A 23,348-nucleotide genomic window follows, 5' to 3' on the forward strand; every position below is an offset into this window, starting at 1 on the left:
TCAAGCATGTGCTCGCATATCAGATGATTTAATCCTCATCTTCTTCGGGAAAAGTCAGTTCATCGTATAACTCGGATACATTCTCCCATTCCTCATCATCATCAATGGTTGCCAGTTGCAATCCGCCATCCGCTTCCTTGACGATACGGAGAACCTCGTATTCCTCATCGGTACGATCAGGTTGAACGAGAATGGCATAGCCTTGACCATCCACTTCAAATTCGGCGGCAATATCATAAACCTCGATATGGCCTTTATCGTCCTCAAGCTCAACACTCTCACCGAATGCTTCCTTAAGTGCTTGGGTCCATACGATATTTTCAACCGAAAAATCAGACATCATTCGTCTCTCCCGTCCAGCTCTTCCACGAGCGTATTGAAGGTTTCTTCAACAATGGCCCATTCTTCATCGTCTTCTATCATAAACAGTTTCAGATCGTCGCCATCTTCTTCATAACGGAAAGCGTAAACCTCATCGGTCTCTTCGTCAGCCGACTCTCTTGGTACAACCATCATGTATCTGGCATCCGAGTTGTCCACCTCGAATTTCATGATGACTTCAAATTCTTCCTCGTTGCCTTCATCATCGGGAATATAGATAATTTCCGGTTCTTCTTCCATACCAATATGCTCATTAGCCATAGTAATCACCCTCACCTTTACCTTTTAGAATCCAAGTAGTTTTGTAAAATCAAGCTTGCTGCCATTTTATCTACAACCTGTTTTCGCTTCTTTCGGCTGACATCGGCTTCAAGCAATGCCCTCTCAGCGGATACTGTTGATAGCCGTTCATCCCAAAGGTGAACGGGTAAGGATAGGGACTCACGCAAAGTACTTGCGAATTCCATGCAGATTTCGCCCCGAGGACCAATCGTACCGTTCATATTCTTGGGCAAGCCCACCACGATCTCGCCAACCTCGTTCTCTTTGACGAGTAATGCAATTCTGTCGAGCTCAGCTCCATCACGACGACGTTCAATCACTTCAAGCCCTTGAGCTGTCCATCCGAACACGTCGCTTACGGCAACACCGATTCTGCGGTCCCCGTAATCCAATCCCATGATCTTCTTCATCCCTGTGTACTCCTAACGATGACTGGCTAAGTAGAACCGGACCAGTTCTTCAATCAATTCATCTCGCTCTTTCTTCCGGATCAAACTTCTGGCATTATTGTGCCGAGGTATATAAGCGGGATCCCCGGACAAAAGATACCCTACGATTTGGTTAATCGGATTGTACTCCTTCTCTACCAGCGAATCATATACCGAAAGTAGAATGTCCTGGGCGGAAGCCTCCTTCTCATCACCTTTTACATTGAACTTGACTGTCTTATCCATGGAGTCCATGTGTGACACACCTCGCTTCTTCAAAGAACATGTTTTCCATGCTTCGTCGAAATAAATATTTACCAGCTTGATCTAGTTATATCATAACATAATCCTGAGTCTCTACGGAAATCCAAAGCGAAATATTTAGAGGGTGTTCCAAAAAATTCAGGATTGAGCACAGCCGCGGCTTGCCGTTACTGCGCTCCAACCCCAAAAAATGTTACACACCCCGGGCTACAATATCCTCAGCTTGCTGAAGTGCTTGTGCAAGCTTGGATGCATCTTTACCGCCGGCTTGTGCCATATCCGGACGGCCTCCGCCGCCTCCACCGCAAATCGAAGCTACTTCTTTGACGAGCTTGCCTGCATGATAGCCCTGCTTCACAAGATCCTGAGGAACCGCAACAACGAAATTCACCTTGTCTCCCGCTTTCGAGCCGAGCACCAGTATAGTCTCAGGAAGTTTGCCCTTCAGTTCGTCAGCGATACCACGGAGTCCGTCCATGCTGCCAGCTTGTACTTCGGCTGCAAGCAGTGATATGCTGCCCACTTGCTTCACTTTATCGGTCAGCTGGCTTGCTTCAATGGCTCCCAGCTTGCCTTGCAGAGATTCGTTCTCGCGTGCAAGATCCTTCACCTGTTGATTCAGGCCCTCGATCCGCTTCGGAACATCAGCAAGATTACTCTTCAAAAGTCCGGCAGCTGATTTCAGCAGATCCAGCTGCTCCTCTAAATGCTCATAAGCATAACGGCCGGTTACAGCTTCAATCCGGCGTACGCCCGAACCGATTCCGCTCTCGCCAAGCAGCTTAAAGATCCCGATCTGCGAGGTATTGCCTACATGGCATCCACCGCAGAGCTCGATGCTGTAATCCCCGACTTGAACTACACGAACGATATCGCCATATTTCTCTCCGAACAGTGCCATGGCGCCCATCTCTTTAGCTTCATCAATCGGCTTGCGTTCAATGACTACCGGAATACTCTTCCATACTTGTTCATTCACCCGGCGCTCAATATCAGCAAGCTCCTCTGGCGTAATGCTGCCGAAATGGGAGAAGTCAAAGCGCAGACGCTGCGGTTCAACAAGGGAACCAGCCTGATTGACGTGTTCGCCGAGCACTTCCTTCAGCGCTTTGTGCAAAAGATGTGTAGCTGTATGGTTCTTGACAATGTCATTTCGCATCGCCGAATCTACCTGTGCCTTGACTGTATCGCCCACTTTAAGCTCACCAAGCTCTACGGTTACCAAATGTACATGCTGTCCATGAGGAGCCTTGAACAGACCTTCGACTCTGGCGCGAACCGATCCTCCTTCGAGCGTTCCCTGGTCACTGACCTGTCCGCCGCTTTCGGCATAGAACGGGGTCACATCCAGAATAACCTGGCAGGTTTCACCCTCGCGGACGCTGTCCGCAAAGCTGTCGCCGGAAATGATGGCGAGCACTTTAGCCTCTCTAACGGTGTCATTATATCCAACAAATTCACTTTTAACCGTATAATCAGAAAGAACGCCGCCCTGAACCTTCATGCTCTCTGTTTCATGGCGGGCTGCACGCGCACGGTCACGCTGTTCCTTCATCGCGACATCAAAGCCTTCGCGGTCAACAGTAAGTCCATGCTCAGATGCATAATCCTCCGTCAAATCAAACGGGAATCCGTACGTATCATACAATTTGAACGCGTCACTGCCACTGATTACGGATTTTCCCTGTTTCTTCGCTTCAGCACTGACTTCAGCCAAGATGTTAAGCCCGTCGGAGAGCGTTTTGTGGAACTGTTCTTCTTCCGTTGCAATGACCTTCTCGATAAAGGCACGTTTTTCAACCACTTCCGGGTAGTAGACTCCCATAATATCGGCTACCGTTCCGGTCAAGGTATACATGAACGGCTTGTCCAGACCAAGCACTTTACCATAACGAACCGCACGGCGGAGCAATCGACGAATGACATAGCCGCGACCTTCGTTGGAAGGCAGCACGCCATCGCCTACTGCGAATGCAACTGTCCGGATATGGTCTGCAATGACTTTGAGCGCAATATCATATTCCGTCTTTTCATTGTATTTTACGCCAGCAAGCTCTGCTGTCTTCTGAATAATCGGCTGGAACAGGTCGGTGTCGAAATTGGATGCCACGTTTTGCAGAATGGAAGCAAACCGTTCCAGACCCGCACCCGTATCGATGTTCTTATTAGGGAGCGGTGTGTAGCTGCCGTCCTTATTGTGGTTGAACTGGGAGAACACGAGGTTCCACACTTCAAGCCAGCGTTCATTCTCGCCGCCAGGGAACATTTCGGATTCCGGAGCCTCTGTGTCGTATCCTTCACCGCGGTCATAGAAGATCTCGGTACAAGGTCCGCAAGGGCCTTCGCCGATATCCCAGAAGTTATCCTGCAGCTTAATGATGCGTTCCTCTGGAAGACCAATTTTTTCGTTCCACAGTTTATAAGCCTCTTCATCCTCCGGATATACGGTAACAGACAATTTCTCAGGATCGAAGCCGATCCATTTTTTGTCGGTCAGGAACTCCCAAGCCCAAGTGATTACTTCTTCTTTGAAGTAGTCCCCGATGGAAAAATTACCGAGCATCTCAAAGAACGTATGATGCCGGCGGGTCTTGCCGACATTCTCAATATCATTGGTACGAATACATTTCTGTGAGTTAGCGATTCTTGGATTTTCAGGTTTTACGCGTCCGTCAAAATAAGGCTTGAGCGGGGCCATACCTGCATTAATCCAGAGCAGGGACGGATCATTATGCGGTACAAGTGATGCACTTGGTTCAATCTTGTGCCCTTTCTCAGCAAAAAATTCAAGCCATTTGGAACGAATTTCACTTGCTTTCATCTCAACACTTCCTTCGGTCATATTAGTAGGGATACGATCCTTTATCCGAACACAAAAACGCCCCTGAAATGATTCAGGGACGATGTTCTCGCGGTACCACCCTGGTTATCGCCCGTTTCGTTCCACCAGTCTGCTGATTTGCAACTGGTTGGCACATATGACGATCGCCTTGTAACAGCTTGATAACGGGAGCCATCCGGTGAGTTTGGATCACACTCAAAAATTAGCATTCAGCTTGGGACGCTTCCAGGTTCTCGCAGCCAGACGGATCTCCTCCGTCAGAAACCTGTTCTCTGGGCAAGGTACACATAGCCTACTCGATTTTCTCATCGTTTTGTACTGCTATACAATTGATTATTTCAAGTATATATAGGGCGAAACTATCTGTCAATGTATGACCAAGGGCAGACATCTGCCGCAATTCTCAGCCGGATTTTCTCCGCACATAATAAGCAAAGAAATGCTGCAGCAGTACTTTTAATACAGCGAAGACGGGAACCGCCAAAATCAAACCCACTGTCCCTGCCAACTGCCCTCCCACAAGCAGTGCAAAAATGATAAGAAGCGGATGCATATGCAGCTTTTTGCCCACTACTTGTGGTGAGATGATGTTGCTTTCGAGCGTCTGACAGATCATATTGACCACCCCAACCAGCAGCACCATTTTCCAGGAAATCGTTGATGCCATCACAAGTGCAGGAGCCGCGCCGAGAAAAGGGCCCAAATACGGAATGATGTTAAACACGGCCACGATGCTTGCAAGCAGCAGCGCATAGGGCATGCCCACGATCATATATCCAACATAGGCCAGGACACCGATTATGAAGCAAACCAGGAACTGTCCACGGACATAATTCCCAAGAGCCGTATCGATATCCTTCAGCAGCGTCACGATCGATTTTCGACGGCTCCTCGGCAAATAAGAAACAGCGGTTCGTTGAAAGACTTCAAAGTCCTTTAATATGTAGAAGATCAGGAAGGGGATAATCAGTACATTAAACAGGATATTGATGGTATTGCCGATATTGTCCATGAAGTCAGAGATTCCTCCGGCCAGCCTTGACTCCATTTGATAAAACCAGCTGTTCACCCCGGTCCTTACACCTGGAGGCAGCAGTCTGCTGTCCAGATTCGTCATCAGGCTTTGGGCATTCATGGTTAGTTCGGGCAAATGCTCGTTAAGCTCCTCCAACTGCCGGATCAGCATCGGTATCATATTTATCAGAAGTACGGTAAGCGAAGTCAGGAATACTGCATATATTAACAGCACTGCAATACTCCGGGGAACTTTGCGATCGGAGAGCATGCATACAACCGGATTCAACACATAGGATATGATCATGGCAATCAGAAACGGGGCCAGAACAGCTTTGATAAAACGGTAGACGTCCATAAACAGCGGCCGCAGCAGCCAAACAAAGTATAGGGTGATCAATCCAAGCAGCAACCACACCAGCAATCGAAACCACTTGTTTTCGGTCAGCTGTTCCACAAGATCCCCTCCTTTTATACAAAGCTACCCTGTAGTATATGTACAAGCTTCCAGAAATAATCAAAATCCCTCCTGAAATCCTGAAAAACAAAAAAACCTCCTTGCTGGGCAGCCGTATGGCTGCTCAGCAAGAAGGCTTCTTCTGTTAAGTTATGTACGCGCTTATCAAGAAGACGCGTGCATTTGAGGAAAATCTGGCTGCATTTCTTCAGGGGAGAACAAATCGTCCAGCGAGCTGAGCGTGCCGTCCTCTTCTACCTGGTAGACCGACATTTTCTCTCCGTTTATGGTCAATTCGATAAAGCAACCCCAGCAATAAAACTGGTGCGAGCCGATTTTTCCAATATCTTTGGAACTACAATTTGGACATTTCATCCTACCTCACCCTATCCGTTCACAGAATTAATGGCTTTTTCCAGACGATGTTCGCTCATCGACGGTACCATTACCGCATTCTCGCCGATAGCCATTTCCGCTGTGCAAGGCAGCCATTTGCGGCCTTCAATCAAATCCGAGACAAATCCATCGGATATTTCGAGCCCTAGTATTGTATTGCCCTGTTCCTGCTCAAAATAAACATCTGATATACGTCCGAGCAGAATACCGTCCTCTGTCAGGACTTGCATCTCTTTCAGTTTGCGCTTGCCCAATAGATAAGTAAGCGTAATATCATTGGCGTCCATCTTACGGACAGCCTCTTGGCTCCGAATCATCACGGCATCTTCTCCATACGCAGCGATATCTTCCCATGAGACGCTTTTCACATATGAGGAAAACAAAGACTTACCGTCCAATTCCAACCCGGTAATCAACCAATTCTCATCTAGTATAAAATCGTGGATTTTGCCGATTTCCTTACCGTTCTCCACGTCGAATACAGCTAGTCCGATCATTTCTTGAAGTTTCATGTTGCAGTGGACACCTCCTCATCCTCCATGGTTTGAAATCAACCGCAGGTCAAAATACTGTTAGGCCTGACGGATCATTTGCAAGGATGAAATGGATGAACGCATACCCCCTATTCCGCAGAAGGAGAAATCCCTAACATCTATTTACGTAACCGATTAAGGATGGTTGCAATTTTTTGGGCAGTGTACTCCATTTCTTGAGTAGTATTACCCAAACCGAAACTAAAACGAATCGCAGAGCGCAAAACAGGATCGGAAAGTTTCATAGCTTGTAGAACATGGGAGATTTCCAGAGATCCCGAAGTACAAGCCGAGCCGCTTGCCGCGGCAATTCCTTCCATATCGAGGTTCATCAGCATCGTCTCCGTATTGGCACCTGGGAAGCTGATATTAAGGATGTGAGGTAGGTAATGTTCCGAATTTCCATTAAAAACAAATGATTCTTCGCCAATCTCTTGACGAAGCCCTTGAAGCAGCGTGGATCTCAGCTCACGATAATGCTGGATGCGTGCCTCCATATTTTGCAAGGTCCATTCTACTGCCACAGAGAAACCAACGATGCCTGCCATATTTTCTGTACCTGCTCGTCGTTTCTTTTCCTGAAGACCGCCGATCAATCGCGGAGACAGACTAATCCCTCGGCGTACCACTAAAGCACCGACGCCTTGCGGCCCATTGATCTTGTGGGAAGAGAAACTCCACATGTCCACAGGGAGATCGCGGCACTTAATCGTCTCCGAACCCAAGGCTTGAACAGCATCCGTGTGGAACACGATCCCGTGGCTGCGGCAAAGCTCTCCAATTTCAGCAATGGGCTGAACAGTTCCAACTTCATTGTTACCATACATAATGGTCACAAGCACCGTGTTATCCTGAATAGCATTCTCAATGTCATTCACGGAGACTCGACCTGTATGATCCACCGGCACGTATGTCACTGTGCAGCCCCGCCGCTCAAGCTCGTGGCAAGTATGCAGAACGGCATGATGCTCAACCGCTGAAGTAATCACATGCTTGCCTTCCATGCCCAGCGACTCGAGCAGTCCCAGAATCGCCAAATTATCGCTTTCGGTGCCGCCGGCGGTAAATACCAGCTCGTCCGATTCGCATCCTAAAAGGGACGCCATTCGATCACGCGCCCCATTCACAATCTTCTTCGCTTCCCGACCAAAAGCATGTACGCTGGAAGCATTGCCATATTGGCTTGTCATCACATTCATCATCCGCTTGACAACCTCCGGATGGACCGGAGTCGAGGCGGCATGGTCCAAATACACTGTGCTCATGTCCGTACCATCCTTAAATGTAGAACATCTTGTTTGTAGTTTTGTTGAGATTCATCAATGTTCATTCACCTAGTTTTTTTTATTTTTTTAATCTATAAACATGTATAAGCAACGTTCTCATTCACGGCTATTCGCCGAGTTTGTGATTTTTTATGTGATTTTTTTATCTCTTTTCAATGGAGAGTTATGGCTCAATCATATTCATCATTAAGCATATATGAAGCACTCTTTCATAGCAACACTTCATCAGTTACATTAATGTAACAGAAATTATGTCGTCTATCTTAATCCATTGCCATTCTCCTTCAGTAATGGATAGTTTGATCTCACGTCTAAACGTGTGGATCAGTACGACCATACCCGTTAACTCTGTATCTTCATATTCATCATATAACCTTACAGTAACGGCACGGTGCTCATGGAAAGACTCTGCCAACGCTTGTTCAATCAATTCTATTTCCTGCGGATCTAGCGTTGGCCGATCCTTCCTCCCTTCTTCCAGCCGTTTACGAATTATTGCTTCCTTGTGCTCTGGCAACATCATACGACTGGATTCCCATAGCCCGTTGCCTTCCAGCTTTTTGCGAGTAGTCAATTAAAATACCCTCCTCTTATCTGCGATATCTAACCCCAGATACGTGTAAGACTTCTGCTCAATCTCGGTATCAACCAGCCCCCAAAGCATGGATAGATTGTGGTGGTATCCCCTACATAAAAATTCAACCTCCACGCCAAGATGAGTCTTCTTTTGTTCGTAAACTTTCAATTCTAGATCACGCATGTTTTTGCGCACCTGAGTCAAATCGGCTAACGCTGCTTTTTGTAATCGATTGATTAGGACGTTGGATATCACAGGCATTATTAAGGTCGCAGTGGACAGGATGCTTCGATCATTCTCCACGACATCAAGCAAGAGAGGTAACAAGATATAATCCTTCACAAGTTTTAATTCTTCTGTCTTCAGTCCAACACCCAATGACTCTCACCTCGAATAATAAGAACGTTTGTTTGTATTTTAACATCCCAGAACAAAAAAAGAACCCCACCAGCCTATGCCAGTAGGGTCCTCGCTCTGAACCTATTCAGAATCTTCTTTGTATTCAATAAGATCTTCGATGTCTTTGATTCCTAATGCCACCATAACCTTCTCAAGGTTATCCGGAGCCCAATGCTTTGCTTTGTTCTTCTTCATATCATCAATTGTATTCCAACGTATCCCCGTCATCTCGCTCAGTTGCCGCGAATTCAAACCCTTTTCTTCCATAATCTTGTCTAACTTCAACAACAACATCTTTACCACCTCATACCTAGTATAACCAGAAGAGATAAAAAATTCAACGTTTTTCGTTGATATTCAACGTTTTTCGTTGTATAATAGATATATAAGGAGGTGAGAAAAAGGATGAGAAAAACAAGGAAAGAAGAACAACGAGATGAAAGAATCGCAAAACTTCTCCTAATGGCGGCAACCATTGGATTAGTTGGTTCAATCATCAACCTCATCACCGCTCTGGTCGACTAATCAGAAACCCAGAAGGGGCCCCGAAAGGGGCTTCCCGAAGGGTTGGTGAAATATAAGACGTTGTTCTTCTCTCCTTAATTATATCACAAAGGAGCTGATGGTATGAATATTACCAAGATGTACAAAGCTACAATGGTGTTAAGCACGACATCAATTATAATCAGCTTGGTTACGTTAAGCATCCTTATTGCAAAGTGGTGAACTCCGTATTAGGGACCCAAGAAAAAGACCCACCCGGCTTTGTTGCCTGAAGGGTCTTTTTTGAAACATCCACTGTATAAATTGTTGATTATTCGTCCATAATAAAGCCTAGTTCATACAAAATCGTTGCAAATACCTTAAAAAGGGTATATATTTAATGTAGCGAAAGCCCTGTCTTCTCCGAACGCTTAAGTTCCACTTAGGCCAATTATGTAGGAGAGACGGGGCTCTTTCTTTTTACATACTCAGGCGAAATTCTGTGTTCACTTGGAATGAATAGCCAGTGCCTATAAGGATGATTCCATCTATCTTGGATATCTGTGTAGCCGGTTGATACTCCGATATTAAAGTTAGGATATATCTCTCGGATCCTATTATTTATGTGTTTGTAGACTTTTTCTTTTGCTACCGTCCTCTTCCCTCTTCTTTTCTCGCCCTCAGGAATAATCTTATGCAGGTTGTTCAACCTAAAATACATCGATCCGAGCACGACATCCATAAACTGAAGCAAAACATGATTGTGTGATTTCACTTCAGTAATGTCCTCTTTTTTGATTTTTATTTTTGCTTCCACAAACTCTTTAGTGGACTGGATTTTTTCAATATAATCCTTGAACTCTGATGCGTCTTTAGGCGATACAGGTAACTCGTCAAAATAAATACGCAACGAAAGATCATCTCTTCCTGTAGGATTCGAATACCTTAATCCAAAAGCATGCTTAAAAAATTGATAATAAAGCATTTGATATTCTTTGGCCTTCTGTTCCACTGACAAATTTATGGGTTCATGTAAGTTCTGAGTAAACATAATTCTGATTTTAACTATATCTTCTTTTATCAGATCAAACAGAGTATCCATCATTGCAATATATTTATCTACATATGGCAATGTAACCTTTTGCCATTTAATTTCTCCATTTATATTAAGCTCTAGTTTTTTCTTTTCGAGTATTTCAGTAACGCGTTGATAATCTTGTGAACGTACAAGTGCACCGCCGTAAAAATTTCCAAATGAAGGCCCTTCATCATTTGATTCATCCATATATATAATATATTGCAACTAAGTTCCTCCTAATCTCTCAACATCATCACACGTTTTATATTATACCTTAAAGCTGGTAGTTTATAACAAACAAAAAAAAGAACCCCGCCAGCCTAAAGCCAGCGAGGTTCCTCTACCGATGCCATCGGATTGCACCACGGTGCTACCGTTGATATTAAGACAATTATAAACTATATGGAATATGTTGTGAATGCATCATTGAAATGCTGTAAGCACCTAATCCATAGGCCCTTTGCATTTATCGTGTGTTAAAATGTCTACATAAGGAGGGTCTCATGAGAAAACTATACATAATACTAGGGCTTATTATATCTGTTTTGGTTGCCTGTTCCCCTTTTCCAACATCAACAACAGCAGCAAGCCAACCAATCCCAGAGAGACATACTTCTGGCTCATTGCAAGTCTTTTACCTAGACGTTGGCCAGGGTGATTCCACATTAATACGAACTCCTAAGGGACAACATATCCTGATCGACGGCGGAGACAATCACAAAGGCGATGTAGTGGTTGGTTATCTTAAGCAGCTTGGCGTTAAGAGCTTGGATGCAATCATTGCCACTCACCCAGACGCCGACCATATTGGCGGGTTGGATACGGTGATCGATGCCATACCGGTTAAGTCTGTTTATGCCCCACGAGTATCACACACCACAAATACATATAAGGATTTTTTGCTTGCAGTTAAAAACAGCGGGTTAAAGATAAAAACTGCTAAGGCTGGACTTATACTCCCTCTTGACGGGATCACAGCAGAGTTCGTCGCTCCTGTTGCCGAGTATGGAAAAGATCTGAACGCTTGGAGCGCTGTGCTGCGCGTACAACACGGCAACACATCTTTCTTGTTCACTGGCGACGCCGAATCTAAGAGCGAAGCCGACATGTTGAAAAATCCGAAACTATTGAAAGCCGACGTCCTTAAGGTGGGACATCACGGATCGGATACATCAACATCACAAAAATTTCTTGATGCAGTTAATCCTAAGTATGCCGTGATCAGCGCGGGTAAGGATAATAAATATGGCCACCCAAAGGCTGCCATTATTAATCGTCTGAAAAGAGCAAAAGTAACTGTATACAGGACTGACACTCAGGGTACGATCACTGCTATAAGCGATGGAAAAAATATAAAATTTGAGACTGTGAGGTAATCAAAATGATAAAGGGAGTTATTGACCGATTTGAAAACGATATCGCAGTAGTCGAAGTCGAGGATGGTCATACACTGGATTACCCCAAGCATCTCCTACCAATAGATGCGGAAGTTGGGGATGTGGTAAATATTGACGGTAACCGTTTTACTGTCGACAAAGAGGAGACTAAAAAGCGAAGAATTGAAATTGGTAACCTCATGGATGAGCTTTTCGAAGATTAAAAGAAAAAAGGCCCTGCCAGCACATAGCCGGTAGGGTCTTTTGAGTTACTTAGCAAAAATCACTGCTAGCACCATCGCTGCAACAGATAATACAATCGAAACAGTCAGGGCTATAACTGTATTGCGAGTAGTTCTAGACTCATCTTTGACTTGGTTAAAATCTGATTTCAAATCAGTTTTAAGCTCAGTAATTGCGCTAATTATTCGTTCCTCTCGCTCTTTAGACTCCTGTCTAAAGCGACGATCTTGTTCCAGTAATTCCTGTCTATAGCGATTTTCTCTTTCTTGAGAATCCTTGTGGTATCTTTCCTCACGCTCTCTCGAATCTCTCTCGATTCGTTCAATAAACATTCTTGTTGATTCATCCATAGATTCACCATCAACTTTCTGTTCCGGGGATTGTTTGGATGGAGACGTTTCAGTTTTTGTTTGCATTATAATATCCAGCTTATCGATAAAATCATCGAAAAGATTATCCTTGGATTGCCGTTGTTGATGCTCTTTATTGCTTAAACCAATGGGTACGTTATCAAACAACTGTCTGGGATTAGTCCTCATCCAATTCACCAATCCCCAATTCTCTTCCGATTTTCGTCACTTCTCGAATGATTGTCTCAAATGCCTGTTTATCTCCTTCGGTAACAGAATCCTCATCTTGATAAAGAGAGGTGATTATTCCTGATATAATTGCGATTAAATAACACCCTCCAGGCATATCAACATAGACATCAAAGCTATTTCCGTCAGTTCGAATTAACTTCATTTCGTTGATATTCTCTTGCTGTGTTTTAATATTGCTGATGGCATTAGGTGAAGTAGTAACAAATCTGTAGTAATTAAGAAACGCATGTCTGAAACAAGAACTCAGGCTCATGTATTTTATTCTATGCTTGGTTTCAAGTTTAGCTATAACTTCACCTGAACTGGACAAAACGAATTCGATCGCTAATCCGATTGGCTTGCCGAAGGTAGTGTCGAAAACTTCGGCCAGATCTTGATCGACCTGGATCTTATCCCCATTAATAATTCGATCAATTATTTTCCATATTAAATCAAAATTATACCGATCTTCATCTATTACTGAATCAAGTAGTTCCAAAGACGATTTCATATTTTCACTTATTTCAGTCACCAGGAGTCACCTACCACATTTTACTAGTACCTTGATTATAACAGAACCCTCATTCAAATCCAGAATTATTTATCATACACAACTATCTGTTTGTTTTTTTCTTTGTACCACCATCTCGTTTGCTAAACGCTAGCTCAAACAAACCAGTTGCAGACAGACCAGCCAAACCTCCAGCCCACAATCTCAACGTCAAATCAAAATCAGTAAACGGATAGGCCGCAGCGCCTACCAGAATACCGATTACAAGTCCTATCAGTGGCACGATATTTTTGGGCATGTTTACAGTTTTCTTTACTAACTGAACCAGAGCCAACACAAAAACGGCCAACACCGAAGCGAAGGCCAATACATTCGTTAGAATTTCGTTATTCATTTTTATACATCCCCTCTCTTAACAATCATGCCACCACGCTGCAGAACAGTGAGTAATCGGTAGAAGTCATAGCTCCCTCCGCTCGGTGAACTGATAAGCCCTGCGGCCATTACTTCATTCACAGCGGTTTTTGCCCATGAAGGGACCTCCATGTAATGTAACTTCTCTAGCTCTGCAATACGGGCTGATTGTTTTTTGATCGTTGAGCCTTGTTCTTGAAGCCCTTTCTTTAGGACGTTTTTACTGTTCTCCAAGCTGGCTACCTTACGTCCCAACGCTTCGAATGCTGCTTTTTCTGATGCGTTCATGCTCTCATCCCTCTCGATTGTTTTTCCATCTACATCATCCCGGAATTTATCCATGTCAATGACCGGGCAAGCCTTCCAGCTGTACCCTGGGTATTCGCTATGTCCTTTTATCTGTTGAGCCGAAGGAATTTCCTTCCGAAGCTGCCGGACAAGCTCCAACGCTGCCTTATACTGCTCTGGCGTTGGCTGCTGGGTACGGAAGTCTCCGACCATACAAATACCTAAAGCATGCTTATTGCTGTTACCCACGTGATACGTGACCTTTTCAGGGTCCCAACACTTATACACGGTACCATCACGCTGGACCACAAAAGCATAGGCAATACCTGGCCATCCATTGGTATTCACGTGGTAATTCGCAAAAGCTTCAGGAGACCCCGAGAAAGTCAGAGAATGGTGAATAGCCAACGATCGGATATCGTTAAGTTTTCGGGTACTATACCGCTTTGTCTTGTGTATCGGGAGCTTCCCCCGAAGATCCACTATCTTCATCACGCTTTACCTCCTCTCCAGCTTTGTCCTCCAAGGCAGATATCGCTTTAACCAAAGCAGTAGGAACCTTGAACCCCATCTTTCCGTAGTTTTCAACAATGCTCAGTGCTTCATTTACAATGTAGAAAAAAACAACAGCGTCCCGGAGATAATGCATTTCCCCTAAGACGCCGTCTATAAGATGGGCTACCGTGACCAGTAGGAAAATCCCTACCTTTTTCGCGATCCCAATATATCCTTTCATCGACCTTAATTCTCCGCGCATCCAAGCTGCGCCCATACCAGTCACAAAGTCAATGATTGCAAGCCCTAATAATGCGTTCATCATTCCTGTCCACCCCCCGAAGAAGTAGCCGGTTATGGCTCCAAAGAATGCTGCAACTCCCCCGTAGATCTTTTCATCCATGGCCATCCCATACCTCTCTATTTTTTCTCTTTTTCAGTTTTATCTTTTTCGGACTTTTCAGATGCTTGCAATTTAGCGAGAGCCTCGCCGATACCATGATCAACTGCTTGTAAGATTTCGATTTCTCGACCTGGATAGGCATCGAGCATGATGTTCACCACAGCTGAGATCTCCTCGACAGGTACCGATAAATCGAGTTGCAGTTCCACCTTTGTTACCTTAGCCATATCGCACCTCCCTTCAGGCAAAATAAAAGAGCCCGGGGATACCGGACTCTCAATGATGATTATTTAATTGCCGCAAGGGCTTCCTCGATATTTTTAATATCAGCTTCAGTGTTTTTGATAATTTCTTTCAATTTATTAAGCTCTCGCTCTCTTTTAACTATCTCTTCTTGGTTGTATGGTTCACTATTAGATAATAATGATTCAACTTCTTTTAATTGTGTCTCTCTTAAAGAAGCAGTTTGATAATCTCCAGATTCCTTTGATTGCTGAATAGTAACTGTATAAACCTCTTTTTGTTTCTCCAAATATTCTCTGTATTCTTTGTCAGCATCCTTTAATCTTTGGATATTATTCTCTATTTCTGTTACAGCTTGTACAGATGGCGTCAGGATATTATTCTTCAAAGTAGCGAGACTACTCTCTAATGATTGCTTAGATAATCCTTTGTATTTATTGTTTTTTGATATAGTTGGCTCAAATGAGCTTTGATTATCGGCACTTTCAGAAGTTACAGTAATCGTTTTCCCTGTTACTCTTATATCCGCCCCTAATGCAACGGAAATACCACGAACCGGTACATTAGCCTTACCATCTATAATCGCTCCCTTATCCGTCAACTTCTCCCTGTTTACAATAACGGTGTACTCTCCAGTCACTTTCTTTCCGATTAGCGATTTCACGGAATCCGCAAAAGCCCCAGTTGTAGTCGCTAATAAGAATCCAATCAATACACCACCAACGATGTATGCAATCTTTTTCAAAGATAACTCCCCCTAAATTTCCACAATAAGTACCTATCCTACCATTAGCTGACGAAAATATGAAGGTTACACCTTAGGGATCATTTCAATGATTATTTAATTGCGGCGAGTGCGGCTTCTACCTGAGATAGTTCATTCGAATACTTTTCAATATCTGCGTCATACAACTCAAGTTGCTTTTCTAACGTTGATATACGCTGTTCGTCCGCCTCGTTCGTTTTTGCAGCTTCTAAGTTCTTTGCTATGGTTTCTCGCTCTGCTTTTGTTGGATTTAGAATTTTATCGTTAAGCATAGTAATTGTTTTTTCCAAATCATCCTTCGTTCTACCTATATACTCATTATCTCCTGTTGCTGGTTTGGACGGCTCAGTGCTTTCTATGGCAGCTTGTCCTTCGCTTATGACCGTAATTGTCTTTCCACTCACTTTTATATCAGCCCCCAATGCATCGGAGATAGCGCGAACAGGAACGTTAGCTTTGCCATCGATGATAGCGCCCTTCTCCAAAAGTTTCTCTCCGTTAACGATAACAGTGTACTCACCGGTTACTTTCTTTCCGATAAGCGATTTTACTGTATCTGCGAATGCACTCGTTGATGTCGCTAGAACAAAACCGATCAGAACCCCGCCAATTACGTATGCTGACTTTTTCATAGTTTCTCAGTACCTCCGTGATGGTTAGTTTTTCCTATGATACCACTACGCTGACGAGGTTGTGAAGGTTCTGTCTCCCCAGTTCTGGTTTTGTGTGTTTCCGTGATTGTGCGACGGCAGGTATACAGTATGCGTGTGTGACAGGTCAGCTTTCCTTCTAATTTCGTCGCGTAATGAGTTCAGTTCCGCGCGAAGGCCGGTAACCTCTCCTATTCCTAACGAAATCCCCGTAACGGCCCCACTCGTAAAATGAACTGGTCCTTGCAAATAGATAATTCCCCCGTTTGCACCAAGACGCAGACTACGGTTACCCATTACGTGTAATTCGCCCGGATTCGCATAAATTAACCCTAACGACAACCCCGACGAGTCATAGTACGTATGTCCGGAGATTCCCGCAACCTGATTCGTTCCTAGCGTTACTCTCCGCGTACTGTATGCGTCGTAAAAAACAAAGCCGTAAGGATCTAACTCGATTCTCTCACCGTAAAGTGCCGTTTTTATGGATGCACCGATTATGGTACTACCGTTAATTGTCCCGCCTTCAATGGTAGAAGCTCTAATGTTGCCCCTAAACTCCCCACTCTGTGCAACCATGTGTCCGTATTGACTAACTGTAAAGACTCCATTTCCAATGTTGATCGAAGAGCCCACGATGGCTCCATTCATGAAATTGGATGAATAGATATTGGCTGAGTTTGCAGTCAATCGGTTGGCTACTACATTCCCCTGCATATCCACCCTGAACGGTGCACTGTTGAAGTTTGCGTGACCCGCAGCAATGCCATTGGTATTGATCTGGGTTATGTTGTTGCCACTGCCGATCAACATGGAGACGAAGCTTCCGAGCTGGCCAATTATCGTTTCGGCCAAAATCCCTCGGGCCGTAATTGCCGCCCGAACCGTTCGCCACCCGTCAGTGGAGATCCCAAGACCTTTCGAAGTAATTCGTACCTGCTCCAAAGGATTTGTCTTCTCTTGAGCCAAAATACCGCCCTCTGGTGGGTAGATCAGTTCCGTCTTAGAGTTATCAATATCGATGATGGCCTGCCGCGCAAATGACTCAAAAACTTCCGTCCGGATCCGACCGCCCGAAAGCAAATTCTCCATCACCTTTCGGGATTTCTCCAAGTCTGCGAGCAGATCAATGTCATCTTTCAACGCAAAGTTGGCCAATGTCACCTTGGAATGTTGGTCAATGGAATACGGATATTCCGTCAACTCCACGATCCGCATAGCAATCCGGTTCATTTCCATCTTCGGATCATAAGCAGCCGCAGCATCCCCAAGGTCTGGTGCGCGTTCTTCTCGGTCGATCTTATGTAGATCTGCTGCTGTTATCGTGATCTCAAGCTCCGGCATTTCCTTCTTCCGCAGCTCTTCCCGGGTGGATTTTAAAAGCTCTACAGGATCTTCAATATCCTGTTGGATGTTTTCCCCATCAAAATAAGGCACCGAATTGCTTCCCCAATAATTGACGTAGGGGGAAAGCAGGTAGTTAACCATCACCTTCCCGTTCTGAATGGCGCCCGGTACCGACTGCAGGAGGCTTCGTTCTTCCGCCGTCAGGTTATCTGCAGACATCCCAACCCAAGTCCGGCCATCTTTCATGTGGGCATACATCCGGGTCACAAGGTTTGTGCTATCGTCTTTAAACGAATCGGAAATGATGTTCTTCTTCGTCCGGTACTCGTATCGTTCCGTTTGAGAACCAATCTTCTTGTGAATATGAATAACAAAGTTATCCGGACGGATCTCCGCCTTGAATGTGTTAATTACCTGATTCAGCGCAGCGAGTGCAGTCGTCCGGCCGAAGTCTTTAATATCCCACATATCAAATGTATCGTGAATTTGGAACGTAAAGCGGTTGCCGGTCCAGGCGCTGATTTTATTTAGCAGCGTCGAGATGTGAATCCCATAAGCTTCATCAATGTATTCGTCATATGGTACCTTGTAATCATTCATCTTGAACATCACATGAGTGCAGGTGATTTGTGCCGTCAGCTTCTTCTTATCTCGCTGCCGCTGCCTGGTATTGATCACATAATATTGCCCGCGTTCATCCCGGACGTGGCCCTTGATCTGGATCTTTTCAAGATAGTCCTCGCTGGTCATAGGCACTAAAAAAGACAGCTCATAATCGCTATTGAGCCGTCTTCGTCGTTCAATGTTGTATGCATCAATCAGCGTGCCAGTACGCCACAGCCCCTTGTCATAGACCTGCAATGTTGGATTAGGCAATGTATCGCCTCCCTAATATAAAAACTTGTCTCTATGCGTAATGCGGAAGAGGACGGTCCGCCCGGTGGCTGGATCAGTCCAGGTAAGGTTGTTCGTTCCCAAATTCAAGTCAAAGAAATCACCCTTGTATAGATGAGAGACATTCAATCCATTCTGCGTGATTTTGAATTTCTCGCTATCAATCACAATGATGTCGCCGGGAACGAAGGGTCCTGTAAATTCAATCTCATCGACATGGTACCGGCTAGCTTTACCCTGCAGGGATGAAATACCGTGCATGATGGCTCTCTGCATGCGCTCCCTGATAAAATCGGATTTCATGCCGCTGTCCGCATCCATTTGGGCAGCAAAGGAGATTTCACGAATAAAGTCAGCTGTCACTCCACCTTCTCCATTCATGGTGGCCTGACCAGTCATCTCGACAACAGATGCAGCTTCAACCCCTGCGCACCCACTAAGGACGGCTCGACCGAACACAAACATTGTTATTGGACGATTAAACGGCAGCCTATTGAATGGTCCTCCGAACATGCGTCCCTCCTATCCGGTCAAAAATCAACCCTTGTATTCCTTCCCAGTAATAACCTTAAATTCTGCCGCGGAGATCACGCCGAACTGAACGTATAGCCGGAGCTGAACGTCAGATACCCATTTCTTCTCATAATAATAAGACAATCTTTCGAAATCACTGTTGAACATTCAATTCGCCTCCTGTTCCATTGGCTAATAGCTTCAATTCCAATGCTGCCAGCATCTGCCCGAGCACTTGGTTTTGCATATAGAGGTCTAGTATGGAAATGTCCTTTTTGACCAGCTCAGCGCCGATCACGTTATTTTGCTGTTTGAGATCTAGCGTGGAGAGGTCCTGTTTGACTTGTTCCGATCCCAGCGCCGACGATACCTGCCGAAGTTCCTCGGTACTTTTCCTCGCATGCTCAACGCCAGACTCGACCACCGATATGTCCGCCTGTTGTTGCGCAGTTTGCTCTTTAATCTCCGCAACTTTCTCCGCAAGCAACTCCAACTCGGTCGGCTCTTGTTCTGGTTGTCGCGTGATCTCCTCGATTTCTTCGGGTGTTAACCCTTCGATCCATAACGTCGGTTGCGCCGGAGCACCATAAATAGGCGGCTCCCCACGCTCATCCTCCGGTTGAGCTTGCCATTCGTTATACGTGTCACGATATTCCGATTCCGTAGCCTGCAGCTCGTCTTGATACGTTTCCCATGCGTCAAGGTCAAATCGTGGCCGCCAGAACAGACCGAGAGTAACCGGCACGCCAACGATGTATCCGATAATCTCCGGTTCGGGCATCTCCTCCAGTTGTTCCTCGGTATCCTCGTCTCTGTCTACGTCCGGTTCGGCGGGCGGCTGTGGCTCAACATTGGCATAAAAAGGGACGACACCCGAAAAGGCATCGTCTACAAGCGTATCCTCTATATAGAGGCCGTCTGTATTTATTTTAGGAACGGCTTTCATGTGATACCTCCTTTATCTAGCTAGAAATGAACCACTAAACGTGACTGATAGCCACGAGGATGTTCCCACTACTGCTGTTAGAATCACGGCACCATCTGGTTCAATACGAACACTAATAGGCTGTGCACTGCTCGCCATCCCATCGGTTGTCACCCCAGCAATGTATTCTCGCTTTCTAGGCCTGAACCCATCTACAAGCTTAAAAATTGTAGTGCCCTGTGGGATTGGCCCTGAACTAGGTCCAACAATTGCAAATGACAGCCAAACGCGGCCATTACTGTCTTTATAGTACCCGTTGTTATTTACTGATGTGTCGTTAAATGTAATCCCATTAAGCAATGTAGGCATAATCAATCCTGGCGCATCCTTCTCCGCCTTCTTATTCATCAGGACGGATACAGCGGTCGCATTCTGCTGCACGGCGTCGGTCAACTCTTGGAGCATGGCCTTTTCGTTAGCTGCATATGATCCGGTGAATGGAGCAGCCGGAGATGTGTCCAGCATCATGTACGTGATTGAATCTGAAGCCGATGCGTCATATTGTGCAGGAGCTTTCCGTGCTTTATATGTCCCGTACGCGTACTGATCGGATATAAACTCCCACCCGTAATCAACTTGACTATTTCGATACATAAACAACGGCTTAGACAGTTTGTATTTCAATGTAGTCCCTGCTAATGCCGTGTCGTTGAAACGATAGTAACCATTTCCAAATATCGGCTTAACGTTCTCACGCAACACAATCCCCGTTCCAACTTCGATCTGGTTGTCGCCTTCGTTAAACGTTAGTATCCCCTCGGAAACGATAGGCTCGACCGTTGGCGTGGCGAGTTGGTATACGAGTTGGTACGGCGTCCAGTTAGGGGCTACAGTTGTCGGGAAAGATGCTTGTCCGCCTGTGTAAGAAGCCGAAACCCCATCTCTCCGATACGCAAAAAACTTACGCCCGGAATCATTGTAGACGCCGTCACCGTTTGGATTAGTGTCTGGATTATACATTTTCCATCCCATAAAATACGCCTTAATCTCGTCGGCTGTCGGCGTGTAGTTGTCGCCCCATCCGCTGTCTGTATTGGCTATTGAAATATAACAACGCTTTGCGTTTCCTGAATCAATTGCACTACTGTCGGGGCTGTTGGTAATCTGATTCGATTGGAGTATTTTGCCGTCATATTTTATGACTGTTTCAGAATACGGTCCAGATGTGTTACTGGGTAAATCAAAGAAAGTCTGTTTCCATCCGACCCCCTTACCGCCAATACCAACATAGTTAAAGTTGTCGGTTATCGTGGCTTTCTTCCACCACACCAGCTTGAAATACTGCCCGTCCTTTTCGAACACTTCGTCAGCATTCGTACCTGTCAGCGGATCGGAGTATAAGTCCGTTTGCAGCGCAAGCATGGAGTCCTCGCGTGGTTTAAACGGTTTGGCTTTGGTGCCGAGAGTAAGCATTAAATTCTTGAACGTATATGAGTCTTTTCCTATAGCGCCTCCGTCCAAGTATGAAGAAATAAATATGCGGACAGTACCACTGTTTCCGGTAGTAAACATCGTTGACTTCGTTGTGTTATCGACCAGTGCGGTAACTCTAGCCATGTCAATAACAGAAAATGTCGCTCCATCCGTTTGTTCGGCGCTTATCGTATACTTGGCATTAGGCGTTAATGTGATATCGTAGTGCATGGATACGGGCGTGGAGCCATTTGGGGGAGTAAGTCGTGCCGTATATGGTTCCAGTATCGTCCACTGTGTATTTACGTAGTTAGAAGCCCACTCGTAAAACGGCGGCAACAAATTCTCCCCGTACCGGATCGCATATGGATTTCGTACAGGCTGGACGCTATCGACATAAGGATACTTGGCGGATACCTGGGCCTCCGAAAGAGATTGCAAGCTATCGTAATCAGACTGCGAAATCTCATGTAAAGCTATATTTCTAACGTCAAAATTAGCTTTTGCTAAGACTGTCCCAGCGTAACAAGTCCCGACGATAATACTATATTCGGTATCTGCGGTCATCGTAAATCTATGGGCGACCCTCTGCCATACTCCTAATTTAGTTTTATCCACGGCAACCGCTCCCACCGCCGGAAGACCTGATCCGCCTAGTTTAATTAGTCCCGCACCGGATATACTGTTTATTTTTACATCTGCTACCACCGCGTAATATTTACCTGCAGTAGCTTTAAAGGGAGTCGTCCCCCCGGCCTGATTAAATACGAGATATGCCTCTCCCGAATCTTTGACATCCACATTTATAACCTCAGTATTGCTGCCTGTGGAGCCTAAACCTACGCTTATTGTTGCTGATGCGGTATCATTAACGGTTCTGTTTGTTTGTCGTCCAGCTAAATTAACCAACGTCCGTCCTTTTATTCCACTCAACTTAAATGGTGCGCTACGCTCCGCATTCACAACATGCATTCCTGGCGCAAGCACTACGTCTTTATGCTGCTCGGTGTCCAGGCGGTCCCTCGTCGCGGTCAATCCGTCAGACAGTTCACTAATATTCCCGATCGCGGCGTCGTGGTCGTATGCGGTAAAATAACGGGCAACCTTCGTTCCGACTGCCCAGCTCTGCGCACTACCTTGAAATCCTCGCGTTACGCCCGTGAGCTCATCTCCGCTCTTTCCGGTATACAAGATCGTTTCAGCTGCTTCGTCCGTGCCAATCGTAAGCAAGTTGGGGCCATCTAATAGCATGGATCCATCAGCGACTAAAATCGTGTCCTGAGTTGCGTCGATCGCAGTGGCCAACTCAGTCCCTGGGCTATTTACCTGCGCCGGATACATTGTCTTCATCATCAGCCCTCCTTTATGCCAGTGTGCATACGATTTGCCCAGTCAGCATCTTGTAAATGTCATTTAACAGAATGCTTCGTGGCGTTTCCAGAGCACCAAAGTAAAGCAGATTCCCACCAGTGGCAGCATCCCGAATGCCCATGTGGGTTATTTGTCCCCAATCTGCTGTTGCAGTTGGCATTACAATGTCAGCACTGTTTTTGATAGTCCGTTTTTGGACGGTGACTTGCTGCCCAGTTGACGGGTGATAAACTTGATAGTTTTCACTTGTCGGAGCACCAAAGGCGATCTCTTGCCTAACATACCCACCGCCAGATACCTCCTGGCCCGTGTCAGCTGCCGTGGGATTACTGGTATACAGTGCAAGGAAAACCTTCGCTGGCCGGGTATAAGCTGTATTGCGGAACACTTGATTCAGCAATACCCCGGCTAAATAATTGGACATGTTCATCAATC

At 45.4% G+C, this 23,348-nt stretch carries 29 protein-coding genes; 2 read left to right on the plus strand and 27 right to left on the minus strand.

The window, feature by feature from the left end:
- Positions 1-28 precede the first annotated feature (28 nt).
- From ABEQ74_RS00050 to ABEQ74_RS00110, 13 genes are all read right to left on the minus strand, one after another.
- Positions 29-340 carry a DUF1292 domain-containing protein gene (locus tag ABEQ74_RS00050; RefSeq protein WP_430118183.1) on the minus strand — a complete coding sequence of 104 codons (312 nt, stop codon included), beginning with the start codon at positions 338-340 and terminating at the stop codon, positions 29-31.
- Positions 340-642: a DUF1292 domain-containing protein gene (locus tag ABEQ74_RS00055; protein WP_053489258.1), complete on the minus strand. Its 303-nt coding sequence runs from the start codon at positions 640-642 to the stop codon at positions 340-342. The genes ABEQ74_RS00050 and ABEQ74_RS00055 overlap by 1 nt, the downstream gene beginning before the upstream one ends.
- Positions 643-659: 17 nt before the next feature.
- Positions 660-1,073: a Holliday junction resolvase RuvX gene (ruvX, locus tag ABEQ74_RS00060; RefSeq protein WP_053489259.1), complete on the minus strand. Its 414-nt coding sequence runs from the start codon at positions 1,071-1,073 to the stop codon at positions 660-662.
- Positions 1,074-1,085: 12 nt separating this feature from the next.
- Positions 1,086-1,346, minus strand: a complete 261-nt coding sequence (locus ABEQ74_RS00065) for an IreB family regulatory phosphoprotein (protein WP_006208869.1) — start codon at positions 1,344-1,346, stop codon at positions 1,086-1,088.
- A gap of 202 nt (positions 1,347-1,548) precedes the next feature.
- Positions 1,549-4,176 (minus strand): alanine--tRNA ligase, encoded by a 2,628-nt coding sequence (gene alaS, locus ABEQ74_RS00070; protein ID WP_430118186.1) that lies wholly within the window; start codon positions 4,174-4,176, stop codon positions 1,549-1,551.
- Between the two features lie 424 nt (positions 4,177-4,600).
- Positions 4,601-5,668, minus strand: a complete 1,068-nt coding sequence (locus tag ABEQ74_RS00075) for an AI-2E family transporter (protein WP_430118188.1) — start codon at positions 5,666-5,668, stop codon at positions 4,601-4,603.
- A gap of 165 nt (positions 5,669-5,833) precedes the next feature.
- The gene (locus ABEQ74_RS00080; protein ID WP_053489262.1) at positions 5,834-6,043 is read right to left on the minus strand and encodes a hypothetical protein; all 210 of its coding nucleotides are present in this window, start codon (positions 6,041-6,043) and stop codon (positions 5,834-5,836) included.
- 11 nt (positions 6,044-6,054) lie between these two features.
- Complete coding sequence (locus ABEQ74_RS00085) at positions 6,055-6,576, minus strand: PRC-barrel domain-containing protein (protein ID WP_430118190.1); 522 nt, start codon at positions 6,574-6,576, stop codon at positions 6,055-6,057.
- 140 nt (positions 6,577-6,716) lie between these two features.
- The gene (locus tag ABEQ74_RS00090) at positions 6,717-7,862 is read right to left on the minus strand and encodes a cysteine desulfurase family protein (protein WP_430118192.1); all 1,146 of its coding nucleotides are present in this window, start codon (positions 7,860-7,862) and stop codon (positions 6,717-6,719) included.
- 250 nt (positions 7,863-8,112) lie between these two features.
- Positions 8,113-8,457 (minus strand): YolD-like family protein, encoded by a 345-nt coding sequence (locus ABEQ74_RS00095; protein WP_430118194.1) that lies wholly within the window; start codon positions 8,455-8,457, stop codon positions 8,113-8,115.
- Positions 8,458-8,838, minus strand: coding sequence for a hypothetical protein (locus tag ABEQ74_RS00100; RefSeq protein WP_430118196.1), 381 nt, complete (start codon positions 8,836-8,838; stop codon positions 8,458-8,460).
- Between the two features lie 102 nt (positions 8,839-8,940).
- On the minus strand, positions 8,941-9,153 hold the full coding sequence (locus ABEQ74_RS00105) for a helix-turn-helix domain-containing protein (RefSeq protein WP_430118198.1): 213 nt from the start codon (positions 9,151-9,153) through the stop codon (positions 8,941-8,943).
- A gap of 640 nt (positions 9,154-9,793) precedes the next feature.
- A complete protein-coding gene (locus ABEQ74_RS00110) occupies positions 9,794-10,645 on the minus strand; it encodes a DUF3800 domain-containing protein (protein ID WP_430118200.1) in 852 nt (283 codons plus the stop codon).
- A gap of 278 nt (positions 10,646-10,923) precedes the next feature.
- On the opposite strand from ABEQ74_RS00110, the gene ABEQ74_RS00115 reads away from it, so the two are divergent.
- The gene (locus ABEQ74_RS00115) at positions 10,924-11,796 is read left to right on the plus strand and encodes a ComEC/Rec2 family competence protein (RefSeq protein WP_430118202.1); all 873 of its coding nucleotides are present in this window, start codon (positions 10,924-10,926) and stop codon (positions 11,794-11,796) included.
- 5 nt (positions 11,797-11,801) lie between these two features.
- Complete coding sequence (locus ABEQ74_RS00120) at positions 11,802-12,020, plus strand: DUF3006 domain-containing protein (protein WP_430118204.1); 219 nt, start codon at positions 11,802-11,804, stop codon at positions 12,018-12,020.
- Positions 12,021-12,065: 45 nt separating this feature from the next.
- On the opposite strand, the gene ABEQ74_RS00125 is transcribed toward ABEQ74_RS00120, so the two are convergent.
- From ABEQ74_RS00125 to ABEQ74_RS00190, 14 genes are all read right to left on the minus strand, one after another.
- Positions 12,066-12,590, minus strand: coding sequence for a hypothetical protein (locus ABEQ74_RS00125; protein WP_430118206.1), 525 nt, complete (start codon positions 12,588-12,590; stop codon positions 12,066-12,068).
- Positions 12,568-13,152 carry a hypothetical protein gene (locus tag ABEQ74_RS00130; protein ID WP_430118208.1) on the minus strand — a complete coding sequence of 195 codons (585 nt, stop codon included), beginning with the start codon at positions 13,150-13,152 and terminating at the stop codon, positions 12,568-12,570. The genes ABEQ74_RS00125 and ABEQ74_RS00130 overlap by 23 nt, the downstream gene beginning before the upstream one ends.
- An 82-nt stretch (positions 13,153-13,234) precedes the next feature.
- The gene (locus ABEQ74_RS00135; RefSeq protein ID WP_430118210.1) at positions 13,235-13,525 is read right to left on the minus strand and encodes a holin; all 291 of its coding nucleotides are present in this window, start codon (positions 13,523-13,525) and stop codon (positions 13,235-13,237) included.
- A gap of 2 nt (positions 13,526-13,527) precedes the next feature.
- The gene (locus tag ABEQ74_RS00140; RefSeq protein ID WP_430118212.1) at positions 13,528-14,325 is read right to left on the minus strand and encodes a peptidoglycan recognition protein family protein; all 798 of its coding nucleotides are present in this window, start codon (positions 14,323-14,325) and stop codon (positions 13,528-13,530) included.
- Complete coding sequence (locus tag ABEQ74_RS00145; RefSeq protein ID WP_430118519.1) at positions 14,270-14,731, minus strand: phage holin family protein; 462 nt, start codon at positions 14,729-14,731, stop codon at positions 14,270-14,272. Before ABEQ74_RS00145 ends, ABEQ74_RS00140 begins: the two co-directional genes overlap by 56 nt.
- Positions 14,732-14,748: 17 nt before the next feature.
- Positions 14,749-14,958 carry a hypothetical protein gene (locus tag ABEQ74_RS00150; RefSeq protein ID WP_430118214.1) on the minus strand — a complete coding sequence of 70 codons (210 nt, stop codon included), beginning with the start codon at positions 14,956-14,958 and terminating at the stop codon, positions 14,749-14,751.
- A 59-nt stretch (positions 14,959-15,017) separates the two neighbouring features.
- Complete coding sequence (locus tag ABEQ74_RS00155) at positions 15,018-15,719, minus strand: copper amine oxidase (RefSeq protein ID WP_430118216.1); 702 nt, start codon at positions 15,717-15,719, stop codon at positions 15,018-15,020.
- A gap of 92 nt (positions 15,720-15,811) precedes the next feature.
- The gene (locus ABEQ74_RS00160; protein ID WP_430118218.1) at positions 15,812-16,372 is read right to left on the minus strand and encodes a copper amine oxidase; all 561 of its coding nucleotides are present in this window, start codon (positions 16,370-16,372) and stop codon (positions 15,812-15,814) included.
- Between the two features lie 45 nt (positions 16,373-16,417).
- The gene (locus ABEQ74_RS00165) at positions 16,418-18,613 is read right to left on the minus strand and encodes a phage tail protein (protein WP_430118220.1); all 2,196 of its coding nucleotides are present in this window, start codon (positions 18,611-18,613) and stop codon (positions 16,418-16,420) included.
- 12 nt (positions 18,614-18,625) lie between these two features.
- A complete protein-coding gene (locus tag ABEQ74_RS00170; protein WP_430118222.1) occupies positions 18,626-19,144 on the minus strand; it encodes a phage distal tail protein in 519 nt (172 codons plus the stop codon).
- Positions 19,145-19,168: 24 nt separating this feature from the next.
- On the minus strand, positions 19,169-19,312 hold the full coding sequence (locus ABEQ74_RS00175) for an XkdX family protein (RefSeq protein WP_430118224.1): 144 nt from the start codon (positions 19,310-19,312) through the stop codon (positions 19,169-19,171).
- A complete protein-coding gene (locus tag ABEQ74_RS00180) occupies positions 19,299-20,090 on the minus strand; it encodes a hypothetical protein (RefSeq protein ID WP_430118226.1) in 792 nt (263 codons plus the stop codon). Before ABEQ74_RS00180 ends, ABEQ74_RS00175 begins: the two co-directional genes overlap by 14 nt.
- 12 nt (positions 20,091-20,102) lie before the next feature.
- On the minus strand, positions 20,103-22,892 hold the full coding sequence (locus tag ABEQ74_RS00185) for a hypothetical protein (protein WP_430118228.1): 2,790 nt from the start codon (positions 22,890-22,892) through the stop codon (positions 20,103-20,105).
- Positions 22,893-22,905: 13 nt separating this feature from the next.
- Positions 22,906-23,343: a phage tail fiber protein gene (locus ABEQ74_RS00190; protein WP_430118230.1), complete on the minus strand. Its 438-nt coding sequence runs from the start codon at positions 23,341-23,343 to the stop codon at positions 22,906-22,908.
- Positions 23,344-23,348 lie beyond the last annotated feature (5 nt).

Source organism: Paenibacillus solani, from assembly GCF_050475945.1.
GTDB classification, from domain to species: Bacteria; Bacillota; Bacilli; order Paenibacillales; family Paenibacillaceae; genus Paenibacillus_AQ; species Paenibacillus_AQ solani_A.